Source organism: Streptomyces sp. NPDC004752, from assembly GCF_053601275.1.
The window spans coordinates 21,214-39,987 of sequence record NZ_JBSGBN010000067.1 but is presented as its reverse complement, the minus strand read 5'-3'; the positions used below and the strand labels follow the sequence as shown (position 1 = coordinate 39,987).

The 18,774-nt window shown below is 69.3% G+C and carries 15 protein-coding genes and 1 riboswitch; of the genes, 9 read left to right on the top strand and 6 right to left on the bottom strand.

Annotated features, from left to right (window positions below):
- Positions 1-66: 66 nt before the first annotated feature.
- The gene (locus tag ACWEKM_RS26090; RefSeq protein ID WP_451623655.1) at positions 67-927 is read left to right on the top strand and encodes an esterase/lipase family protein; all 861 of its coding nucleotides are present in this window, start codon (positions 67-69) and stop codon (positions 925-927) included.
- Positions 928-1,308: 381 nt separating this feature from the next.
- Complete coding sequence (locus tag ACWEKM_RS26085) at positions 1,309-2,862, top strand: M23 family metallopeptidase (RefSeq protein ID WP_451623654.1); 1,554 nt, start codon at positions 1,309-1,311, stop codon at positions 2,860-2,862.
- A 102-nt stretch (positions 2,863-2,964) separates the two neighbouring features.
- Here the strand turns inward: ACWEKM_RS26085 and pcrA are convergent, their stop codons facing one another.
- Positions 2,965-5,454, bottom strand: coding sequence for a DNA helicase PcrA (pcrA, locus tag ACWEKM_RS26080; RefSeq protein ID WP_451623653.1), 2,490 nt, complete (start codon positions 5,452-5,454; stop codon positions 2,965-2,967).
- Positions 5,455-5,770: 316 nt separating this feature from the next.
- A riboswitch (cyclic di-AMP (ydaO/yuaA leader) is annotated at positions 5,771-5,942 on the top strand.
- Positions 5,943-5,950: 8 nt separating this feature from the next.
- On the opposite strand from pcrA, the gene ACWEKM_RS26075 reads away from it, so the two are divergent.
- The 5 genes from ACWEKM_RS26075 (at position 5,951) to ACWEKM_RS26055 (ending at position 11,798) form a co-directional block, all read left to right on the top strand.
- Complete coding sequence (locus ACWEKM_RS26075; protein WP_451623652.1) at positions 5,951-7,180, top strand: NlpC/P60 family protein; 1,230 nt, start codon at positions 5,951-5,953, stop codon at positions 7,178-7,180.
- A 785-nt stretch (positions 7,181-7,965) separates the two neighbouring features.
- On the top strand, positions 7,966-8,763 hold the full coding sequence (locus ACWEKM_RS26070; RefSeq protein WP_451623651.1) for an ABC transporter ATP-binding protein: 798 nt from the start codon (positions 7,966-7,968) through the stop codon (positions 8,761-8,763).
- 9 nt (positions 8,764-8,772) lie between these two features.
- Positions 8,773-9,534, top strand: coding sequence for an ABC transporter permease (locus ACWEKM_RS26065; protein WP_451623650.1), 762 nt, complete (start codon positions 8,773-8,775; stop codon positions 9,532-9,534).
- 18 nt (positions 9,535-9,552) lie between these two features.
- Complete coding sequence (locus ACWEKM_RS26060; protein WP_451623649.1) at positions 9,553-10,344, top strand: helix-turn-helix domain-containing protein; 792 nt, start codon at positions 9,553-9,555, stop codon at positions 10,342-10,344.
- A gap of 446 nt (positions 10,345-10,790) precedes the next feature.
- Complete coding sequence (locus tag ACWEKM_RS26055) at positions 10,791-11,798, top strand: tellurite resistance/C4-dicarboxylate transporter family protein (protein ID WP_451623648.1); 1,008 nt, start codon at positions 10,791-10,793, stop codon at positions 11,796-11,798.
- A gap of 34 nt (positions 11,799-11,832) precedes the next feature.
- Here ACWEKM_RS26055 and ACWEKM_RS26050 read toward each other — a convergent pair whose 3' ends face one another.
- Positions 11,833-12,186 carry a hypothetical protein gene (locus ACWEKM_RS26050; protein ID WP_451623647.1) on the bottom strand — a complete coding sequence of 118 codons (354 nt, stop codon included), beginning with the start codon at positions 12,184-12,186 and terminating at the stop codon, positions 11,833-11,835.
- 298 nt (positions 12,187-12,484) lie between these two features.
- On the opposite strand from ACWEKM_RS26050, the gene ACWEKM_RS26045 reads away from it, so the two are divergent.
- Entirely contained in the window at positions 12,485-13,549 is a 1,065-nt protein-coding gene (locus ACWEKM_RS26045; protein WP_451623664.1) for an NlpC/P60 family protein, read from the top strand.
- A 1,322-nt stretch (positions 13,550-14,871) separates the two neighbouring features.
- On the opposite strand, the gene ACWEKM_RS26040 is transcribed toward ACWEKM_RS26045, so the two are convergent.
- Both ACWEKM_RS26040 and ACWEKM_RS26035 read right to left on the bottom strand, forming a co-directional pair.
- A complete protein-coding gene (locus tag ACWEKM_RS26040; protein ID WP_451623646.1) occupies positions 14,872-15,240 on the bottom strand; it encodes a DUF397 domain-containing protein in 369 nt (122 codons plus the stop codon).
- On the bottom strand, positions 15,237-16,049 hold the full coding sequence (locus tag ACWEKM_RS26035; protein ID WP_451623645.1) for a helix-turn-helix domain-containing protein: 813 nt from the start codon (positions 16,047-16,049) through the stop codon (positions 15,237-15,239). Before ACWEKM_RS26035 ends, ACWEKM_RS26040 begins: the two co-directional genes overlap by 4 nt.
- 131 nt (positions 16,050-16,180) lie before the next feature.
- Here ACWEKM_RS26035 and ACWEKM_RS26030 point away from each other — a divergent pair, with 131 nt between their 5' ends.
- A complete protein-coding gene (locus ACWEKM_RS26030) occupies positions 16,181-16,621 on the top strand; it encodes an ATP-binding protein (RefSeq protein WP_451623644.1) in 441 nt (146 codons plus the stop codon).
- Between the two features lie 53 nt (positions 16,622-16,674).
- On the opposite strand, the gene ACWEKM_RS26025 is transcribed toward ACWEKM_RS26030, so the two are convergent.
- Both ACWEKM_RS26025 and ACWEKM_RS26020 read right to left on the bottom strand, forming a co-directional pair.
- Positions 16,675-17,418: a LuxR C-terminal-related transcriptional regulator gene (locus ACWEKM_RS26025; RefSeq protein WP_451623643.1), complete on the bottom strand. Its 744-nt coding sequence runs from the start codon at positions 17,416-17,418 to the stop codon at positions 16,675-16,677.
- Entirely contained in the window at positions 17,415-18,746 is a 1,332-nt protein-coding gene (locus tag ACWEKM_RS26020; RefSeq protein WP_451623642.1) for an ATP-binding protein, read from the bottom strand. The genes ACWEKM_RS26025 and ACWEKM_RS26020 overlap by 4 nt, the downstream gene beginning before the upstream one ends.
- Positions 18,747-18,774 lie beyond the last annotated feature (28 nt).

The window sequence follows — 18,774 nt, the reverse complement described above, 5'->3', positions numbered from 1 at the left end:
GCACGGCTTCCCATAAGGGCACATGGGGAACAGAGACGTCTCCTGTGTGCCGACAGGAGGTCGGCCATGATGGTCACCAGGGCAGTGCAGCCCCTTCGTCCGCTCTACCAGCTCCTCCTGCCGGGCCGACTGGCGGGACTCTCCGTGACCCTCCTCAAGGCGACCGCCCTTGAGGTCACGATCCTCGCGGGACACCTCCTCCTCTATCCGACCGGCATCATCCAGGAACGCCGCTCGCAGGCCCCGTCCCCGCCGGACGGGGCCGCACGACTGCCCGCCCGGCCCGAACTCCCGGTCGTGCTGCTGCACGGCTTCATCGACAACCGATCGGTTTTCGTCCTGCTGCGCCGCAACCTGGCCCAGCAGGGCAGGCAGTGCGTGCAATCGCTCAACTACTCTCCGTTGACCTGCGACATACGCACCGCGGCCGAACTGCTCGGCAAGCACATCGAGGAGATCTGCGAGCGCACCGGCAGTCCGCAGGTGGACATCGTGGGGCACAGTCTCGGCGGGCTGATCGCGCGCTACTACGTACAGCGCCTGGGCGGTGACAGCCGGATCCGCACCCTGGTGACGCTGGGCACCCCGCACTCCGGCACCCGGGCCGTGCCGTTCGCGAACGCCCACCCGATCGTGCGCCAGATGCGTCCCGGTTCGGACGTGATCGAGGAGCTGGCCTTGCCCGCGCCCGGCTGCCGTACGCGGTTCGTCAGCTTCTGGAGCGACCTCGACTCGGTGATGGACCCACTGGAGAGCGCCTGCCTCGACCATCCCGACCTGCTGGCGGAGAACGTGCCGGTGACCGGGATCGGGCATCTCGCGCTGCCGGTGCATCCGGCGGTCGCCGCCCGCATCCGACAGGTGCTCGACGCCGGACCGACGGATACGGGTGTTGTCTCGGACCCGTCCGGACTGACCGTCGCCTGAGAGCGGAGGGCGGAGGGCGCAGGACGCCGGACGCCGGACACAGGACACAGAGGGCAGGACGGAGAGCGGAGAGCGGGCGGCGGCCGGGTCCGGAGGTCCGTAACACCTGAATGGCCGCCCCCGCACGACCGGCTCGCAGAACCACGCCGAAGGACGGGACCGCACGACCTACCGCGGGCGCATGCACGGGACCGACCCCCGCTCGCTTCGAACATTTCTCGAACACAAGACCAAACTCGTGTCCGTGGTCCCCCGAAACACGGCCGAATGCCCGTTTCCTGCGAACGCGAAACCAGCAGAAGATTGTCGCGCCCGCGTACCGCCGGGTACAGTCGCCGCACTGCTCTGCCAGCCCCTGTTGTCGAGGCGAAAGAGAAGTTGGTGAACGACCGTCACCCGTCGGGGACCATGACCACCCCGGCTCCGGCTTCCGAAGCCACCTCGGCGCACTACGCGTCGTACGGCGGACAGGAAACCCAGTACGGCGACTTCACCACATACGGCGGCTACGACGCCGGCGGGTTTCCGCCGGGCGCGCAGGCCACCGCGACCTTCGAGGCCGACCCCCTCTTCGGCAACCTCCCCCAAGGGGCCGGGGCCACCGGCGGACACGACACCACGCACTGGTCGACGGGCGCCCATCACACCCTGAACCACGACCCGTACGCGGCGCAGCACCAGGCCGTCTACGACAGCGGCGCCTACGACACCACGGCGTGGACCTTGCCGCAGCAGGGCTCATCGCCCGACACCAGCGGTCAGTGGGACGCCGGTGCCTGGCTCCAGGCCGACCAGCACGGCGGTGCCGACCCGACCCAGCAGTGGGAGTGGGGCACCCAGGTCTTCGACACCGGCGCGTACGACGCCACCCGGTGGAACTCCGACGGCGCCGAGTCCGAGCAGCGGGCCGAGCCCTTCGAGCAGCGGGCGACCGGCACGTTCGCGCACCCCTCGCACGAGGCGAACCCCTACGCGGAGACCGCGTACGACAAAGCCGGATACGACGAGGCCGGATTCGACGAAGCCGGATACGAGGACGACGGATACGAGGGCGACGCGAACGCCGCCTATGAGGAACCCGCCCCGGAAGAGGGCGAGTTGGCCGGCACCGGTGAACTGCCCATGGCGATGCCGCTGCTCGACGACCAGGAAGAGGTCACCCCGGCGTCCGTCTCGCGCGCGGGCTCGCGTGCCGCGGGTCGCTCCCGCCGCCGCCCGCCCGCCAAGCGTTCCGCGCTGCTGACCATCGCGGTGCCCTCGGCCTGTGTGATGGGGGTCGCCGGGATCGCCGCCGCTTCCGTGGGCGGTCTGACGGACGACGGCACGGACACGACCGCCTCCGCCTCGGACACGACGCCGGTGAAACCATCCACCGTCAACAACAAGCTGGACAGCCAGCTCGAAAGCCTCTCCGCCGGCGCCGACGACTTCGCCGACCGGGCCAGCCGGACGCAGGAGCGTATCGACCTCAAGGCCCAGCAGGACGCCGATCGGAAGAAGGCGGTGGCCGAGGCGGCGCTCAAGGAGCGGCTGCGCCCCAAGTTCGCGCTCCCGGTCGCCCAGCACGGGCTCAGCGCCTACTTCGGCCAGGCCGGTGTGAACTGGATGTCCGTGCACACCGGTATCGACTTTCCCGTGTCGTACGGCACGACGGTGATGGCCGCGACGGACGGCACCGTCCGCACGGAGTGGAACAGCGCCTACGGCAACATGATGATCGTGACGGCGAAGGACGGCACGGAGACCTGGTACTGCCATCTCTCCAGCTATCGGGTCGTCTCCGGTACGTCGGTCAAGGCCGGGCAGCCGATCGCGTACTCCGGGAACTCCGGCAACTCCACCGGCCCGCACCTGCACTTCGAGGTGCGCCCGGCCGGCGGTTCGGCGATCGACCCGCTGCCGTGGCTGCGCAGCCACGGACTCAGCCCGACGTAAGCCCCACCGCCCGACGTAAGCCCCACCGGCCCAACGGCCCGTGAGCCGACCGTCGCCCCACCGCCCCCGCCCGAACGGCAGAGGCCCGGCCCGGCTCACCGGCTACAGCTTCTCCACCGGCGCATACCGCAGCAGCAGCCGCTTGGGCTTAGCGTCTCCGAAGTCGATGGTCGCCTGCGCCTTGTCCCCCGTGCCCGCCACCGCGACGACCGTGCCGAGTCCGAACTGGTCGTGCGTGACCCGGTCGCCGACGGCCAGGGCGACCACCGGCTTCTCCGACGTCCTGCGCGTGGCGAACCCGGACGCGCCCGCCGCGGACGAACGGGAGCGGGACGAGGACAGCGAGGCCGCGATGCCGGACGTCGGCCCGGACGACACGGGCGCCGGGGCTCCCGTCCGCTTCCACTCCATGTGGGCGGCCGGGATCTCCTCCAGGAACCGCGAGGGCGGGTTGTACGAGGGCTGGCCCCAGGCGCTGCGCATCGCCGACCGCGTGAGGTACAGCCGCTCCCGCGCGCGCGTGATGCCGACGTATGCCAGGCGCCGCTCCTCCTCCAGCTCCTTGGTCTGGCCGAGGGCGCGCATATGCGGGAAGACGCCGTCCTCCATGCCGGTCAGGAAGACCACCGGGAACTCCAGGCCCTTGGCGGTGTGCAGGGTCATCAGGGTGATGACGCCGTCGCCCTCCTCCCCGTCCGGGATCTGGTCGGAGTCGGCGACCAGCGCGACCTGCTCCAGGAAGTCGGCGAGCGTGCTCCCCGCGGCCGCCTCGCCCGCGCCGCGCTCCTGCTCGAACTCCAGGGCCACGGACGCGAGTTCCTGGAGGTTCTCGATCCGGGTCTCGTCCTGCGGGTCGGTCGATGCCTGCAACTCGGCGAGGTAGCCGGTGCGTTCGAGCACCGCCTCCAGGACGGTCGCCGGGCCCGCGCTGGACTCGACGATCGTACGCAGCTCCTCCATCAGCACGTTGAACCGCTTGACGGCGTTGGTGGACCGCGCGGCCATGCCGTATGCCTCGTCCACGCGGCGCAGCGCCTGTGAGAAGCCGATCTTCTCGCGCTGCGCGAGCGCGTCGATCATCGCCTCGGCGCGCTCGCCGATGCCGCGCTTGGGCACGTTCAGGATGCGGCGCAGCGGGACCGAGTCCTCCGGGTTGGCCAGCACCCGCAGGTAGGCGAGGACGTCCCGGACCTCCTTGCGTTCGTAGAAGCGGACGCCACCGACGACCTTGTAGGGCAGGCCGACGCGGATGAAGACCTCTTCGAAGACACGGGACTGGGCGTTGGTGCGGTAGAACACGGCGACGTCGCCGGACTTCGCCTCGCCCGCGTCGGTCAGCCGGTCTATCTCGTCGGCGACGAACTGCGCCTCGTCGTGCTCGGTGTCCGCGACATACCCGGTGATGGTGGCGCCCGCGCCCGCGTTGGTCCACAGGTTCTTGGGGCGGCGGGACTCGTTGCGCTCGATGACGGCGTTGGCGGCGGACAGGATCGTCTGCGTGGAGCGGTAGTTCTGCTCCAACAGGATCGTCGTCGCGTCCGGGTAGTCCTCCTCGAACTGGAGGATGTTGCGGATGGTCGCGCCACGGAAGGCGTAGATCGACTGGTCGGCGTCGCCCACGACGCACAGTTCGGCGGGCGGCAGGGCGTGCTCGGCCGGCGCCACGTCCACCGGGTGCTCGGCGGTGCCGACGAGTTCGCGCACCAGCGCGTACTGCGCGTGGTTGGTGTCCTGGTACTCGTCCACGAGCACATGGCGGAAACGGCGGCGGTAGTGCTCCGCGACGTCCGGGAACGCGCGCAGCAGATTGACCGTCGTCATGATCAGGTCGTCGAAGTCGAGGGCGTTCGCCTCGCGCAGCCGCGACTGGTAGAGCGCGTACGCCTGGGCGAGGGTCTTGTCGAATCCCTCGCTCGCCCGGGCGGCGAAGTCCTCCTCGTCGATCAGCTCGTTCTTCAGGTTGCTGATCTTGGCGCTGAAGGACTTGGGCGGGAAGCGCTTGGGGTCGAGGTCCAGGTCACGGCAGACCAGGGCCATCAGGCGCTTGGAGTCGGCGGCGTCGTAGATCGAGAAGGACGAGGTGAAGCCGAGGCGCTTGCTTTCGCGGCGCAGGATGCGCACGCACGCGCTGTGGAAGGTCATCACCCACATCGCGTGGGCGCGCGGGCCGACGAGCTGCTCGACGCGCTCCTTCATCTCGCCCGCGGCCTTGTTGGTGAAGGTGATCGCGAGGATCTGCCCCGGGTGCACCTTGCGCTCCGCCAACAGATGGGCGATGCGGTGCGTGAGCACGCGGGTCTTGCCGGAGCCGGCGCCGGCCACGATGAGCAGCGGGGAGCCGGAGTGCACGACGGCGGCACGCTGGTTGTCGTTCAACCCGTGCAGAAGCGCGGCCGGGTCGATGACCGGCCGTGGAGCGCCGTCCCCGTAGTAAGCGTCCCTGTCCGGGGGCAGGTCGAACTTCCCGCCGAACAGATCGTCCGGAACCGGCTCCGGAGCGTGATCGTCCTCGGGCGGCGGCGGGGGCTCCCCCTCCTGCCCACGGGGGGCCTGGAGGTCCGCCAGGAAGCTGTCGTCAAAGAGGCTGCTCATCGCTCTCCGAGTCTAGGCCGCACCACCGACAACCCGCCGCCACCCCGAGAACATGACCCGGTTCCCTCGGCGGGTCCCGCTCCGGCCGCAGGCCGGGCACATGCCGGGCCCAGGCCGACCACATGCCGACCACATGCTGACCACATGCCGGACAAGCCGCTCACCGTGCGGAATCATCCTGTCACTCACACGGAATCCACCATCAGGTCACGAAAATGTATCGGGCATATCACCCATCAACCTTCACAGGCGCCACAGGAGTTGGCTACCGTTCCGGTCAGGTCGTACGACCCCCACCGGCGAACGTCGCCGGGCCGTACGGCCTCCGCCGAGTCCGGCGCGCCTCCCGTGGCGCACGGAGCCGGGGACCCACACCGACTTGGGGTGAATCGGCCCAACTCCCTCGCGGGGAACGGCCGTAGGGCAACCCTTCCGAACCACCCGCCCGAACCCGACAGCTAACTCGGTAGGCGGAAGACGGAAGGAGTCGCCTCCCTTGGCGTCGCATCGCAAGTCGCGCTCCGCGGGTACCCGCGCGGCCGGCATACGTACCGGCATACGCACCCCCGCCCTGGCCACCGCCGCCCTCACCTCCGTGGCCCTGCTCTCCCAGACGGCGTACGCAGCCCCCACTCCCGACGGCGACCGGCCGAGCGTGGAGGAGGTGCAGAAGAAGGTCGACGACCTGTATCGGCAGGCCGAGTCGGCAACCGAGAAGTACAACGCGGCCAAGGAGAAGTCCGGCAAGCAGCGCAAGCGCGTCGACACCCTCCTGGACGATGTCGCCCAGCGTACGGAGCGGCTCAACAAGGCCCGTGAGGAACTGGGCACGTTCGCCGCCGCGCAGTACCGGACCGGGTCCACCACCCCCGACACCGCCACCTTCCTGCTCGCGGACACCCCGCAGGACTACTTCGACCAGACCCAGCTGATGGGCCGGCTGACCTCGCGCCAGAAGACCGCGGTCGACGACTATGTCACCGAGCAGTCGGCGACGATGAAGAAGCGGCGGGAGGCCACGAAGAGCCTGGAGACTCTCACCGAGTCGCAGGACGAGCTGAAGACCGCCAAGACCACCGTCCAGAAGAAGCTCTCCACCGCGCGCCAGTTGCTGTCCGAGCTGACGGCCGAGGAGAAGGCGCGGCTCGCGGAGATCGAGAAGCGCAAGCAGGAGGAGGCCGCGCGGAAGGCGGCCGAGCTGGCCAAGAAGCAGGCGGCACAGGAGGCGGCACAGCAGAAGAGCGACGCGTCGAACTCCACGGACTCGTCATCGTCCTCGTCGTCCACTTCCTCTTCATCGTCGTCTTCGTCTTCATCGTCTTCCTCCTCTTCGTCGTCGTCTTCCTCTTCGTCGTCTTCCTCGTACGCCACCAAGGCCGAGAAGGCGATCGCGTTCGCCCGCGCACAGATCGGCAAGCCGTACGTCTGGGGTGCCACCGGACCCGGCTCCTACGACTGCTCGGGACTCACCCAGGCCGCCTGGAAGGCCGCGGGCGTCACCCTGCCGCGCACCACCTACAGCCAGGTCGAGTCCGGCACCACGGTCTCCCTCGCCAACGCCCAGCCCGGTGACCTGGTCTTCTTCTACGACGACATCAGCCACGTCGGCCTCTACATCGGCAACGGCATGATGATCCACGCCCCGAAGCCGGGCGCCTACGTCCGCACGGAGTCGATCTACTACGCCGGAGATTCGATCATCCACAGCGTGGTACGGCCGGCCTGACCCGGTTGTAGGGCCGCTTTGGATCTGTCGGATTCTCAGCGATCTGTCGTCAACTTGCCGTCTGCGACAGCTCGCTGAGAATCGCTCCGTAGAGTGACTCTCGGCCACTCAGAGTGTCCCGTCCTAGGGAATCGCGGTTCGTCGCACTGATCTGCGAAGACAGTGGAACTTTCAACTCCCGTCGGGTCAGGAGGTGTTGTCAGACGCGGGTCGGTAGGCTCCCAAAAACAGACCTTGAGCAGATTGCGAGCCGCACGGTGATACGAGATCTTTACAATGTCCGGTTACGGTCTGCGGAGGGCACTGTCACACCGCTGACCGACGAGGAAGAGCAGCGCGTCCGGGATGTGTGGTTCAGTGAACTTGGCAACAAGATCGCCGACCAAGGCTGGGTGAGTTTCCCGGCCTACACGCCGGAAGACCGCCGTCGGCTCGTCGATGTCGCGCATCGCCTCACTGCTTACTGGGGACAGCAGGTGTTCGTCGAAGCCGAAGACCAGTGCCGCCTCAGACTCTGCCTCGCCGGATACGAAACGCCGCCGAAGACGTTGCCGGCGAGTTCCTCACGGCCGGACAGCCCCATGACAAGGTCTGCATAAGCCTCTCATTTGAGGGTAATTGTCCTTGGCCAATGAGCTGCCGCCATCGTGCAGTGGCAGGTCAGGAGCCTGCTGGGATGCCGTGGTCGGGGCTGGCTTGACCTTGACGCTGGGTCAACCCTCCATCCTTCCGGCAGGAGCTTCCTCACAGTCGACCGGGAAGCTCCGCGAAGGAGGCAGATGACCATGGTGACCCAATCGATCGCCGGTCCGGCGATTCGCGTGCGGGGTCTGGAGAAGTCGTACGGGAAGCTCGAAGTGCTGCGCGGCGTGGACTTCGACGTGGCGCGGGGCAACATCTTCGCCCTGCTCGGCTCCAACGGGGCGGGCAAGACCACGACCGTGAGGATCCTCGCCACACTCCTGAAGGCCGACGCGGGGACAGCCGGCGTCCATGGCTTCGACGTCGCCATGCAACCGGCGAATGTGCGGGAGTCCATCAGCCTCACCGGGCAGTTCGCGGCCGTCGACGAGATCCTCAGCGGTCGGGAGAACCTCGTACTCGTCGCCAGGCTGCGCCACCTCAAGGACCCGGGCGCGATCGCGGATGACCTGCTGAGGCGTTTCTCACTGACCGACGCCGGCACGCGGAAGGTGTCCACGTATTCGGGTGGGATGCGCCGCCGGCTGGACATCGCGATGAGCCTCATCGGAAATCCGTCGGTGATCTTCCTGGACGAGCCGACGGCCGGGCTCGACCCCGAGGCACGCATCGAGGTGTGGGATGCGGTCAAGGATCTCGCCGGCCATGGAACGACGGTGCTGCTCACCACGCAGTATCTGGACGAGGCCGAGCAGTTGGCCGACCGGATCGCGATCCTCCACCAGGGGCGGATCATCGTGAACGGCACCCTCGCCGAGCTCAAGCAGCTCTTCCCGCCCGCCACCGTCGAGTACGTCGAGAAGCAGCCGACCCTGGAGGAGATCTTCCTCGCAATCATCGGCGGCGACGACAAAAGCGACGCCATCAGGACGAACAGCTAGGGGACAAGGATGACCGCGTACTTCTTCAGCGACACTGCTGTTCTCACGGGGCGGACCCTGCGCCATGTCACGCGCAGCGTGGACACCATCATCACGACCGTCATCACGCCGGTCGCCATGATGCTGATGTTCGTCTATGTGTTCGGCGGCGCGATCGACACGGGGTCGGTTTCGTATGTGAACTACATGCTGCCCGGCATCCTGCTCATCACCATCGCCTCGGGCATCTCCTACACCGCGTACCGGCTGTTCACCGACATGAAAAGCGGGATCTTCGAGCGATTCCAGTCCATGCCGATCGCACGGTCGGGTGTGCTGTGGGCACATGTCTTCACCTCTCTGGTCGCCAACCTGATCTCGCTCGTGATCGTCGTGGGCGTTGCGCTTCTCATGGGCTTCCGCTCAGGGGCAGGAGTGTCGGCCTGGCTCGCCGTCGCCGGCATCCTGCTCTTGTTCACCCTGGCGCTGACCTGGCTCGCCGTGATTCCCGGGCTCTCCGCGTCGTCGGTCGAGGGAGCGGGCGCGTTCGCCTACCCGCTCATCTTTCTGCCGTTCGTCAGCTCGGCGTTCGTGCCGACGAAGACCATGCCCGGCCCGGTGCGCTGGTTCGCCGAGCATCAGCCGGTGACGTCGATCGTCAACACGATCCGCGACCTGTTCGCCCAGCGGCCGATCGGTGACGACATCTGGACCGCCCTCGCCTGGTGCGTCGGCATCCTCGTCGTGGCGTACGTCTTCGCGATGGCCGCCTATCGCCGGAAGATCACCTGACGAGGCAGGCTGAGACCCATGCTCACCATCAGCCGGCTGGCGGCGTACGCCGGGGTGACGGTAAGGGCGGTACGCCACTACCACAAGATCGGGCTGCTGCCCGAGCCCGAGCGCGACCGGTCCGGGTACCGGACCTACGATGCCGCCGCAATCGTACGACTGATCCGGATCCGCACCCTGGCCGATGCCGGCGTGCCGCTGGCCAGGGTGCAGGAACTCCTCGACGCCGGTCCGGAGGAGTTCACCGGCGGCGTCCAGGAGATCGACAAGCATCTGCGCGCCGAGATCCGGCGGCTGCAGGACACCCGCAGCCGACTCGCCCGGCTCGCCGCCGGAGAGCACCTGGCGCTCCCGCAGAGCGTCGTGGACTACATCGACCGGCTGCGCGGTCTCGGCGTCGGGGAGCGGTACATCGAGCTGGAGCGGGATGCCTGGATCATGATCGCCGCGCAGGTGCCGGATCTGATCGACTCCGTGATTGCCAAGAAGCACAAGGAGCTGGACGACCCCGACATGGTGAGGCTCTACAGCTTCTTCACCGGGGAGCCCGACTGGCTGGCCGGCGATCCACGGATCGTCGAGATCGCCGACATCCTGGAGCGCCTGATGATTCGTGCCGTGGAGGCCGGCGAGGCGGGGACCGAAGGCTTCGACGATCGGTTCGTCGCCCTGATGGACTCAACCATGCTTGAGTCCGCACCGGGCGCCGAACTGGTGTTGGCGATTCTGAAGGAGCGTGGCTGGAGGGGCTGGACCCGCATCGAGCGAGTGCCTGCCGACAGGCTCAACACTGAGCTGCCGCCCTCTTGAAGGCAGGTCAGGGTCCTGGTGTGACGTCGTTCGGGGGTGCTCGTGCCGGCTGTCTTGTCGTCTCTCGGGCCACCTCGGCGGACTGACCACCGCCAGGAACCGGACACGGTAATGAACGGCAATGAGAAGAGCACGCGGACAAATCAACGAGATGGGGCGTACGCGCGCGTGCCACGCCGTCGGTGCGCCCGGCGCTGCCTGGTGCCCCGGCAGGCAACGTTTGCCCGTTGAGGAGCGGCGTCGTGGGGGTCCCCCCTGCTCAAGCGGAGCCGAGAGCTTGGGGGAGCGTTCTCTCGGCGTGCCGGGTGCAGGCCCTCGTACTGGACGTACTTGGGCTTGTGCCCGGTGCGGCGAGTGGGGGTGCCCCCTGCTCGAAGAGCTCGGGGGAGCGTGCCGGGCGTCGTGACGGGGCGAACGTTGCCTGTTGGGGCACTAGCATCGGGCGCATGCCCGGCACCTCACCCGTCAGCATCGGGCGCATGCCCGGCTCCTCAGCCGTCCGCGCCTGGTGGGCGCAGCGTCCGCCGGCAGCCGGGGCCGCCGTGATGGCGACCGGCGTCGTCTCGCTGGGTCTGCACCTGGCCGGGTACGAGATCCTGTCCCTGATCGCCCTGGCGCTGAGCTGTGTGGCCTGGCCGACGCTCGCCATGGACTTCGTCACGGGCATGCTCCGCAACCGGGAGCGGTGGCTGGCCGAGGCGAAGACGCCCGGCGCGCTTACCGCCGTGGCCGCGACGACGGTGCTGGGCACCCGTATCTCCGTGCTCGGCCTGCACACCCTCGCCGAGGCGCTGCTCGCCCTGGCCGCCGTGCTCTGGCCGGTGCTGCTGTTCCTCGTCGGACGGAATCTGCGGCCCCGCATGCCCGGGTCGGTGTTCCTGATCTGCGTGGCCACCCAGGGGCTCGCCGTGCTCGGCGCGACCCTGGCCGCCGCGGAGGCGACGGCGTGGCTCGCGCAGACGGCGCTGGTGCTGTTCTGGCTGGGGCTGGCGCTCTATCCGGTCGCGCTGGCCCGGTTCGACGCCCGGCAGCTGCTCAAGGGGGCCGGGGACCACTGGATCCTGGCCGGCGCGCTCGCCATCTCGGCGCTGGCGGGGGCGAGGCTGATCGCCGCCGACAGCCCGGCCCTGTACCTGTGGAACGAGGACGACCGGGACGTCCTGCACACCGTGACCGTGCTGCTGCTCGTCCTCGACCTGGCCTGCTCCGTCGTCCTGGTGATCGCGGAGGTGGTCCGGCCCCGTCCGCGCTACGACGTGCGCCGCTGGTCGACGGTGTTCCCGATGGGGATGACGGCGGCGGCCGCGCTGTCCGTGTCGGCGGCCCTGGGGACATCGTGGCCACAGGGCCTCGGGCATGTGCTGCTGTGGGTCGCCGTCGCGGCCTGGCTGGCCGTGGCCGCGGGCGCGGTCGTGACGGCGCGCGCCGGGATCAGGGCCGCGGGACGCACCTGACGTTCCCGTACGTCATGTCCACAGCACAACTACGTCACGTCCACAGCACGGCGATGAAGATGTTCGCCGTGGTCAGCAGGCCCACCGCGCCGAACAGGCTCTTGTCGACCCGCTCCTCGTCCCGCTTCACATAGACGAGCCCGAGGATCACGATCAGCAGGGCCAGCTTCACGCCGATCTTGATGTTGTTGACGTGGTGGTCGTCGGCCTGGTTGAGGCCGACCAGGATCGCTCCGGTGACCAGCATGGTCAGCGCGCCGTGCAGCATGGCGGGGACGAAGCGGGCGGTGCCCTGGCCCATCGCCTTCATCTGGGTGAGGAAGCCGCCGAGGAGGCAGGCGATGCCGATGATGTGCAGGCCGACGAAGAGATGGATGAGTACGTCCATGGCCCCGGAGCCTAATCCCGGGCACCGGGACCGACGCCCCCGGCCCCCCAGGTGAACGCGCCCTATAGCACCCCGGGGCCACGCACACCCCAAAAAGGCCGCTTCGGTCAGTTCGCCACGCGAAGTCAGCGGCTCCGCACCGACATCACGGTCACCTACGGTCACCAGCCGCTCCGCTCCCGCCAGTTCCGTACATTCCGTTACCGACTCGTCACTATCGGCTCTAGCGTCCTCCACCAGCGACCGGCCCCAGCGCCGGACGCGGCAACCGCGCTCAGGAAAGGACGTGACGGTCGAGGTGGCAGCGCACCGCAAGCCCCGGCACCGCCCGCTCGGCGGCAACACGGCCCGGACGGCCGCCACCCTGGCCCTGGCGGGCGCGGCGACCGCGACCGTCCTCGACGGGACCGGGCATGCCGTGCCGCAGCCGACACCGGCCGAGGTCAAGGCGAAGGTCGAGAGGCTGTACCAGGAGGCGGAGGTCGCCACCGAGCAGTTCAACGGGGCGAAGGAGAAGGCGGACGCGGCTCAGCGACGGCTGGCGGCCCTCCAGGACGAGACGGCCCGCAGGCAGGACCGGCTCGCCTCGGCACGGGACGCGCTCGGTTCGATCGCGGCGGCGCAGTACCGCAGCGGCGGCCTCGCCCCCGCCGTCCAACTGGCGCTCTCCGACAACCCGGACCAGTTCCTGGCGGGGACCGCGTTCGCCGAGCGGGCCGGCGACCGCCAGTCGGCGGCGGTGGCCCGCGTACGCGGGCAGCTACGGGAGATCGAGCGGCTGCGCGGCGCCGCCCGCGTCGAGCTGAGGTCGCTGCGGTCCCGGCAGACCGAGCTGAAGCGGCGCAAGGCGACGATCACGGAGAAGCTGGGCTCGGCCCGGCGGCTCCTGAACCGTCTGTCCCCGCCGGAGCGGGCCCGGGTCACGGCCGGCGGCGGGGGCGGCCACGCCTCGCGCGCCGTCCCGGAGGACGGGCGCGCCGCCCTGCCGGGCGCGGTTCCGGTCGCGGCGCCCGGCTCCCGCGCGGCGGCGGCCGTGGCGTACGCCTACGGGAAGCTGGGCAGCCCGTATGTGTGGGGCGCGACGGGCCCGAACGCCTTCGACTGCTCGGGCCTCGTCCAGGCCGCCTACCGCTCGGCGGGTATCTCCCTGCCCCGCACGAGCTACGCCCAGATCGGCGCCGGTCGGCATGTCTCCCGCGCCCAACTCCTCCCAGGCGACCTGGTGTTCTTCTACTCAGGCGTCAGTCACGTCGGCATCTACGTGGGCAACGGGCAGATGATCCACGCCCCGAACCCGTCCGCGCCGGTACGCCTGGCCCCGATCGACCAGATGCCGTTCGCTGGGGCGACCCGGGTGGGGTGACGCCTTCTTGGGCGGCGAGGGCATCGCGTGCGCGGGTGACGGCGGCCTGACGGATCGTTGCCACACCGGGCTTCGGCGCGTGCGCGGCAGGTACCGAGGGAGGTTGCGCGTCCTGCGTGGCGGTTCGGCAGCCCCGGCACAGCCCGCCGACGAAGGCCGCGGGGCGTCCTGGGACGCCGCACTCGGTGCACTCCGGCATGAGCCGACGGGAGCGCGCCGTGCCGGGCTCGGTCTCGGACTCGGACTCGGACTCGGACTCGTCAGGGTCGTTCTCCGGTACGACGACGGGTGCGGGCGGCAGCTTGTCCCGCAGCCGCCGGGCGACGAACCCGCGAGGGGCGTGGACGGTGTCGGGGAGCCCGCCGGTCAGGGCCTGGACGAGGGAGGCCGTGCTCGCACCGCGCTCCAGCCAGGGAATGACGAGACCGGCCAGGGCCTCACAGTCGGCGGCGGACAGGGCGAGCCGGGGTTCGTGACCGCCGAGTCGGGCGAGGACGCGGTAGGCGGTGTCGGTATGGGTGTGGGTGTGGGGTTCGGTGGGAGCGGGCTCGGCCGGTGGGTTCGCGGTCGGTGTGTTCACGGCCGGGGCATCCGTGGATGGGGTGGTGTGCTCGGGCGCCGGATTGACGGGCGGGGCGGACGTGCAGTCCGTGGCCGCATCGGGTTCCAGGAAGGTCGCCCACCAGACATCGTCCCGGGCGATACGGGTCCAGTACGTACGGAAGACCCAGCGGGTGCCGCCCTCGCCGGTGGCGGCCAGGCCACGGGCACGGTGCAGGTGCCCCGCGCGGGACAGGGCGTTGAGGGCGCTGCGGACTGCCTGTTGGCCGTGGAGCGGCAAGACCTTGGCCAGGCTCTTGATGTCCATGGCGGCCCCGTCGGGCAGCCGCTCGATGAACGCGGCGATATATGCCTCACGGGCGGGCAGGTGCGAGAAGTCGGCGGCGGCGCGGGAGGCGGTGCCGTGCTCGGCCGGGACGGTGCGTTTTCCGTAGCCGGGACTGGCCGAGGGGTGTGCGGGAACGGGCAGGGCGGCGCTAGAGTTTTCACAAGCCACGAGATCGTCCTAATCCATGGATCTTGAGGTGAGACCCCGGCGGGTGCTGCTAACACCCGACCGGGGTTGTTTGTTGTCGCGAACGCTAGAGGGTGAGGACGGCGCGTCGCAAGCCGGTCACGAAAAGTCATGATGGCTGGTACGGCGGCCAGTTGAGCGCTTGACGAGACGTGCCCGTGACGCGAGGGAGGGTGGGTGGTGGGTTCAACCCGACCACCCATTCCTCACAAACGGCGCTCGGCTCTTGACCCTTGACGCTCGAAGCTCAAGCGCCGGTACGGGCGTACGCGACGAACGCGGTCCAGGCGCCTCCGGCGACGGCAAAGCGGGGGCTCCGGGCGCCGAGCTTCGAGTCCCGGACGTGGATGGTGTGGAGGCAGGGGGCGACTTCGACGCAGTTGCCGCCCTGATCATCGCTGTAGCTGGACTTGCCCCAGTCGAGGGCGACTTCGAGGCAGTTACTGCCCTCACTGTCGCTATGGCTGGACTTATTCCAGCCGTGGGCTATTTCGAGGCAGGCGCCACCCTGGCTGTCGCTATAGCTGGACTTGCGCCAGGTGAGGGCTACTTCGAGGCAGGCACCGCCTTCAGTGCCGCTGTAGCTGGACTTGAACCATCGCAGGTCCTTGTTCATTGCCCCTCCGCCACCTTGCCGATGAATCGCGCAGAGTCCGAAAGGCTCAGCGCCTTCCGCAGGATCATTGCATGGCGTTGTGTAGCGACGCTGACGCGATCCGGGGCCGAGTAGAGCACGCCAGTCGTCTGCCCTTCTTCGTATCCCAGATGCTCGTGCTCCGACGTCTCCAGCAAGACGAGTGGCCCGTTGAGACCTGGATGGGCACCAACAATCGGCAGCACCTGTACAGTCACGTTCCGTTGCTCAGCTACAGCCAACAGGTGGCTCAACTGACGGGAGTGCACTTCGGTTCCTCCGACCTTGTTCCGCAGCGCAGATTCGCCGATAACGAAGCTGAAGGATCTGGTCTGCTTCGCCAGCAGATCCTGCCGCTTGAGTCGGGCCTTCACACGCTCCTCGACCGTTTCGTCATCCAGGGGCGGCCAGTGGGCTTCGAGTAGGGAGCGGGCGGTCTCCTCGGTCTGCAGGAGCCCAGGGACGAGCAGGGGCTCGTACCAGCTCAGCGCGATGGCCTCGGACTCGTACCGGATGAAGTCCTGCGAGAACGTCGGAAACGGCTCCGGCTTCAGATACTCCTGCGCTGCGACGAGCTTCCCACCCGCCCCGCACACCTGATCGGCGATCTGTAGCAACCGCAACGTGGGCCGACGTCGCCCGTTCTCCATCGACTTGACGTACTCGTAGTCGTAACCGGCCTCCTTGGCCAGCGCCTCACGACCGACACCCGCTTCCGTGCGCCACATCTTGATCTGGCTGCCGCAGTACCGCCACGCGATCGGCGGCTGGGAGTTCACCTCGGTCGACACGCACACCTCCGCCGGGTCCACGCCGGGTACAACCACCCGCCGTACCCGCGCCGTTACTCGCGAGGCTACGTGCCAACAGGGACCGTGAGCTGGCCGAACGCCAAATGTCAGCCGCAAGGGATGAACAGCGCATGCAGTCCCCATACCCCCCACTGCCCACGACGACCGCCCCCAAGGACATCGAGTGGCGCCTGCCTCGTCACGCCCGAAGCGTGGGAAGGGCACGCGCACTGTTCCGCGAACAGGCGGAGTCATGGCAGCTCCCGCAGGACGTGACCGACACAGCGGAGCTTCTCCTGAGCGAGCTGATGACGAACGCGTACCGTCACGCGAAGGTCCCGGCCGGCCGCGAGATCTGGGTCCGGTGTGTGGTCACCGCGGACCGCATCAGCGTGACGGTGACCGACGCGAACGCCACGCTCCCGACGCCCGGCACGGCGTCTCTGGAGGACGAGTCGGGCCGGGGACTCGCCCTGGTGGCAGTGCTGGCGGACGACTGGGGCGCGGAGCGGAGGCAGTGCGGGATCGGCAAGGAGGTCTGGTTCGAGCTGGCGCTACGTATCGGCCCGTAGCCCGGTTGCTGATCCAGTCGGTTCGCCGCGCTGTCGCGCGCTCCGCCGGTCGGTCACACCAGTCGGCGTGCTGTCGCCCAGCGGGTCAGTTCGTGGCGGTTGGACAGTTGGAGTTTGCGCAGCACCGCCGAGACATGGGACTCGACCGTCTTCACCGAGATGAAGAGCTGCTTGGCGATCTCCTTGTACGCATAGCCGCGGGCGATGAGGCGCAGCACCTCCCGTTCACGCTGGGTGAGCCGGTCGAGGTCCTCGTCGACCGGCGGGGCGTCGGTGGAGGCGAAGGCGTCCAGGACGAAACCGGCCAGCCGCGGGGAGAAGACCGCGTCGCCCTCCTGGACCCGGAAGACGGAGTCGACCAGGTCCGTGCCGGTGATCGTCTTGGTGACATAGCCGCGGGCGCCGCCACGGATCACCCCGATCACATCCTCCGCCGCGTCCGACACGGACAGCGCGAGGAACCGCACGGGCCGCTCCGGGTCGGCCATCAACGCGGCGCAGCGGCGCAGTACTTCGACCCCGCCGCCGCCCGGCAGATGGACGTCGAGCAGCACCACCTCGGGCCGGGTCGCGGTGATCACCGTGACCGCCTGGTCCACGTCCGCCGCCTCGCCGACGACCTCGACGCCGGTCTGCTCGGTCCGGCCGATCTCGGCCTGGACGCCGGTGCGGAACATGCGGTGGTCGTCCACGAGGACCACGCGTACCCGGCGCTCACCCGCGCCGTCGGCAGACCCCTCCCGCCCGGCCGGCTCCGCCGCCCCCGCCATACCGTTCGCCTCGGTCGCGTCGCTCATGACGTCTTCTCCGCCCTCTCCATCTCCAGCTCGACCTCCGTGCCGCCGCCCGGCACCGCGCGCAGTCGCGCCGTGCCGCCGTTGCGCTCCATGCGGCCGATGATCGATTCTCTGACGCCCATGCGGTCTGCGGGTATCGAGTCGAGATCGAAGCCCGGACCGCGGTCATGGACGGACACAAAGACCCTCCTGCCCTCCACTTCGGCGTAGACCTGAACGGCGCCGCCCTCGCCACCGTACTTGGCCGCGTTGACCATCGCCTCGCGCGCGGCCTGCATCTGGGCCGCGGTCCTCTCGTCGAGCGGGCAGTCGCCGACCACGACGACCTCGATGGGCACGCCGTGCTTGTCCTCCACCTCGGCGGCGTTGCGCCGGACCGCGTCGGCGAGGGTGGTCGGTTCGTCCTCCTCGTCCTTGCCGGTGCCCTCCGGCTTGTACAGCCAGGTGCGCAGATCGCGTTCCTGGGCGCGGGCCAGGCGGCGCACCTCGCCGGCGTTCTCCGCGTTGCGCTGGATCAGGGTGAGGGTGTGCAGCACCGAGTCATGGACGTGCGCGGCGACCTCGGCGCGTTCCTGGGCGCGGATGCGCATCAGGCGTTCCTCGGACAGATCCTGGGTCATGCGGACCAGATAGGGGCCGGCGAGCAGCGTGATGCCGACGAGGACGGCGAGCGCGGCCTGAAGGACCGAGCCGAGGTGGGCGGCGGAACCTTGCAGGACGAAGATCCCGGAGACGCCGGCGGTGACGAGCAGCACACCGGCGCCGCCGCGCAGCAGTCTGAGCGTGCGGCGGCGGCTGCCGACCTCGACCCACCGGGCCCGGCGGGCGTTGTCCGCCTGGCGCCAGACGAGGGCGACGCCCGCGGCGACGAGGACGGCGGGTATGAGATACGCCTTGGCCCCGCCGCCGAGGTTGACGGTGCTCACAAAACCCATGGCCACGACGACCATGAGGATCAGGGCGGCCCCTTGGCCCTTGTCCGGTTTGCGGGCCACGAGCCTGCGGCGGCCGTCCGGCGCGGTCTCGGTGCCGACCAGGGACGGCGGCTTCTGGCCGCCGACGCCGCCGACGCCGAGCGGGACGAAGAACCAGAACGCGGCGTAGAGCAGTGCGCCGAGGCCGTCGGCCATGAGCAGGCCGACGAAGACGAGCCGCACCCAGACCACGGGCAGCCCGAGGTGCCCGGCGAGCCCCCGCGCTACGCCACCGAGCCAGCGGCCGTCGCCGCTGCGGTAGAGCTTGCGCGGCGGCCGTGGCTCGACGGTGGGCGCTGCTGCTGCGGCTTCCGGCATGTCCTCGATGGTCACACGGCCACCGGTGCTGGGCATCAGGGTCCACCCCCGAGACTCCCCTGAT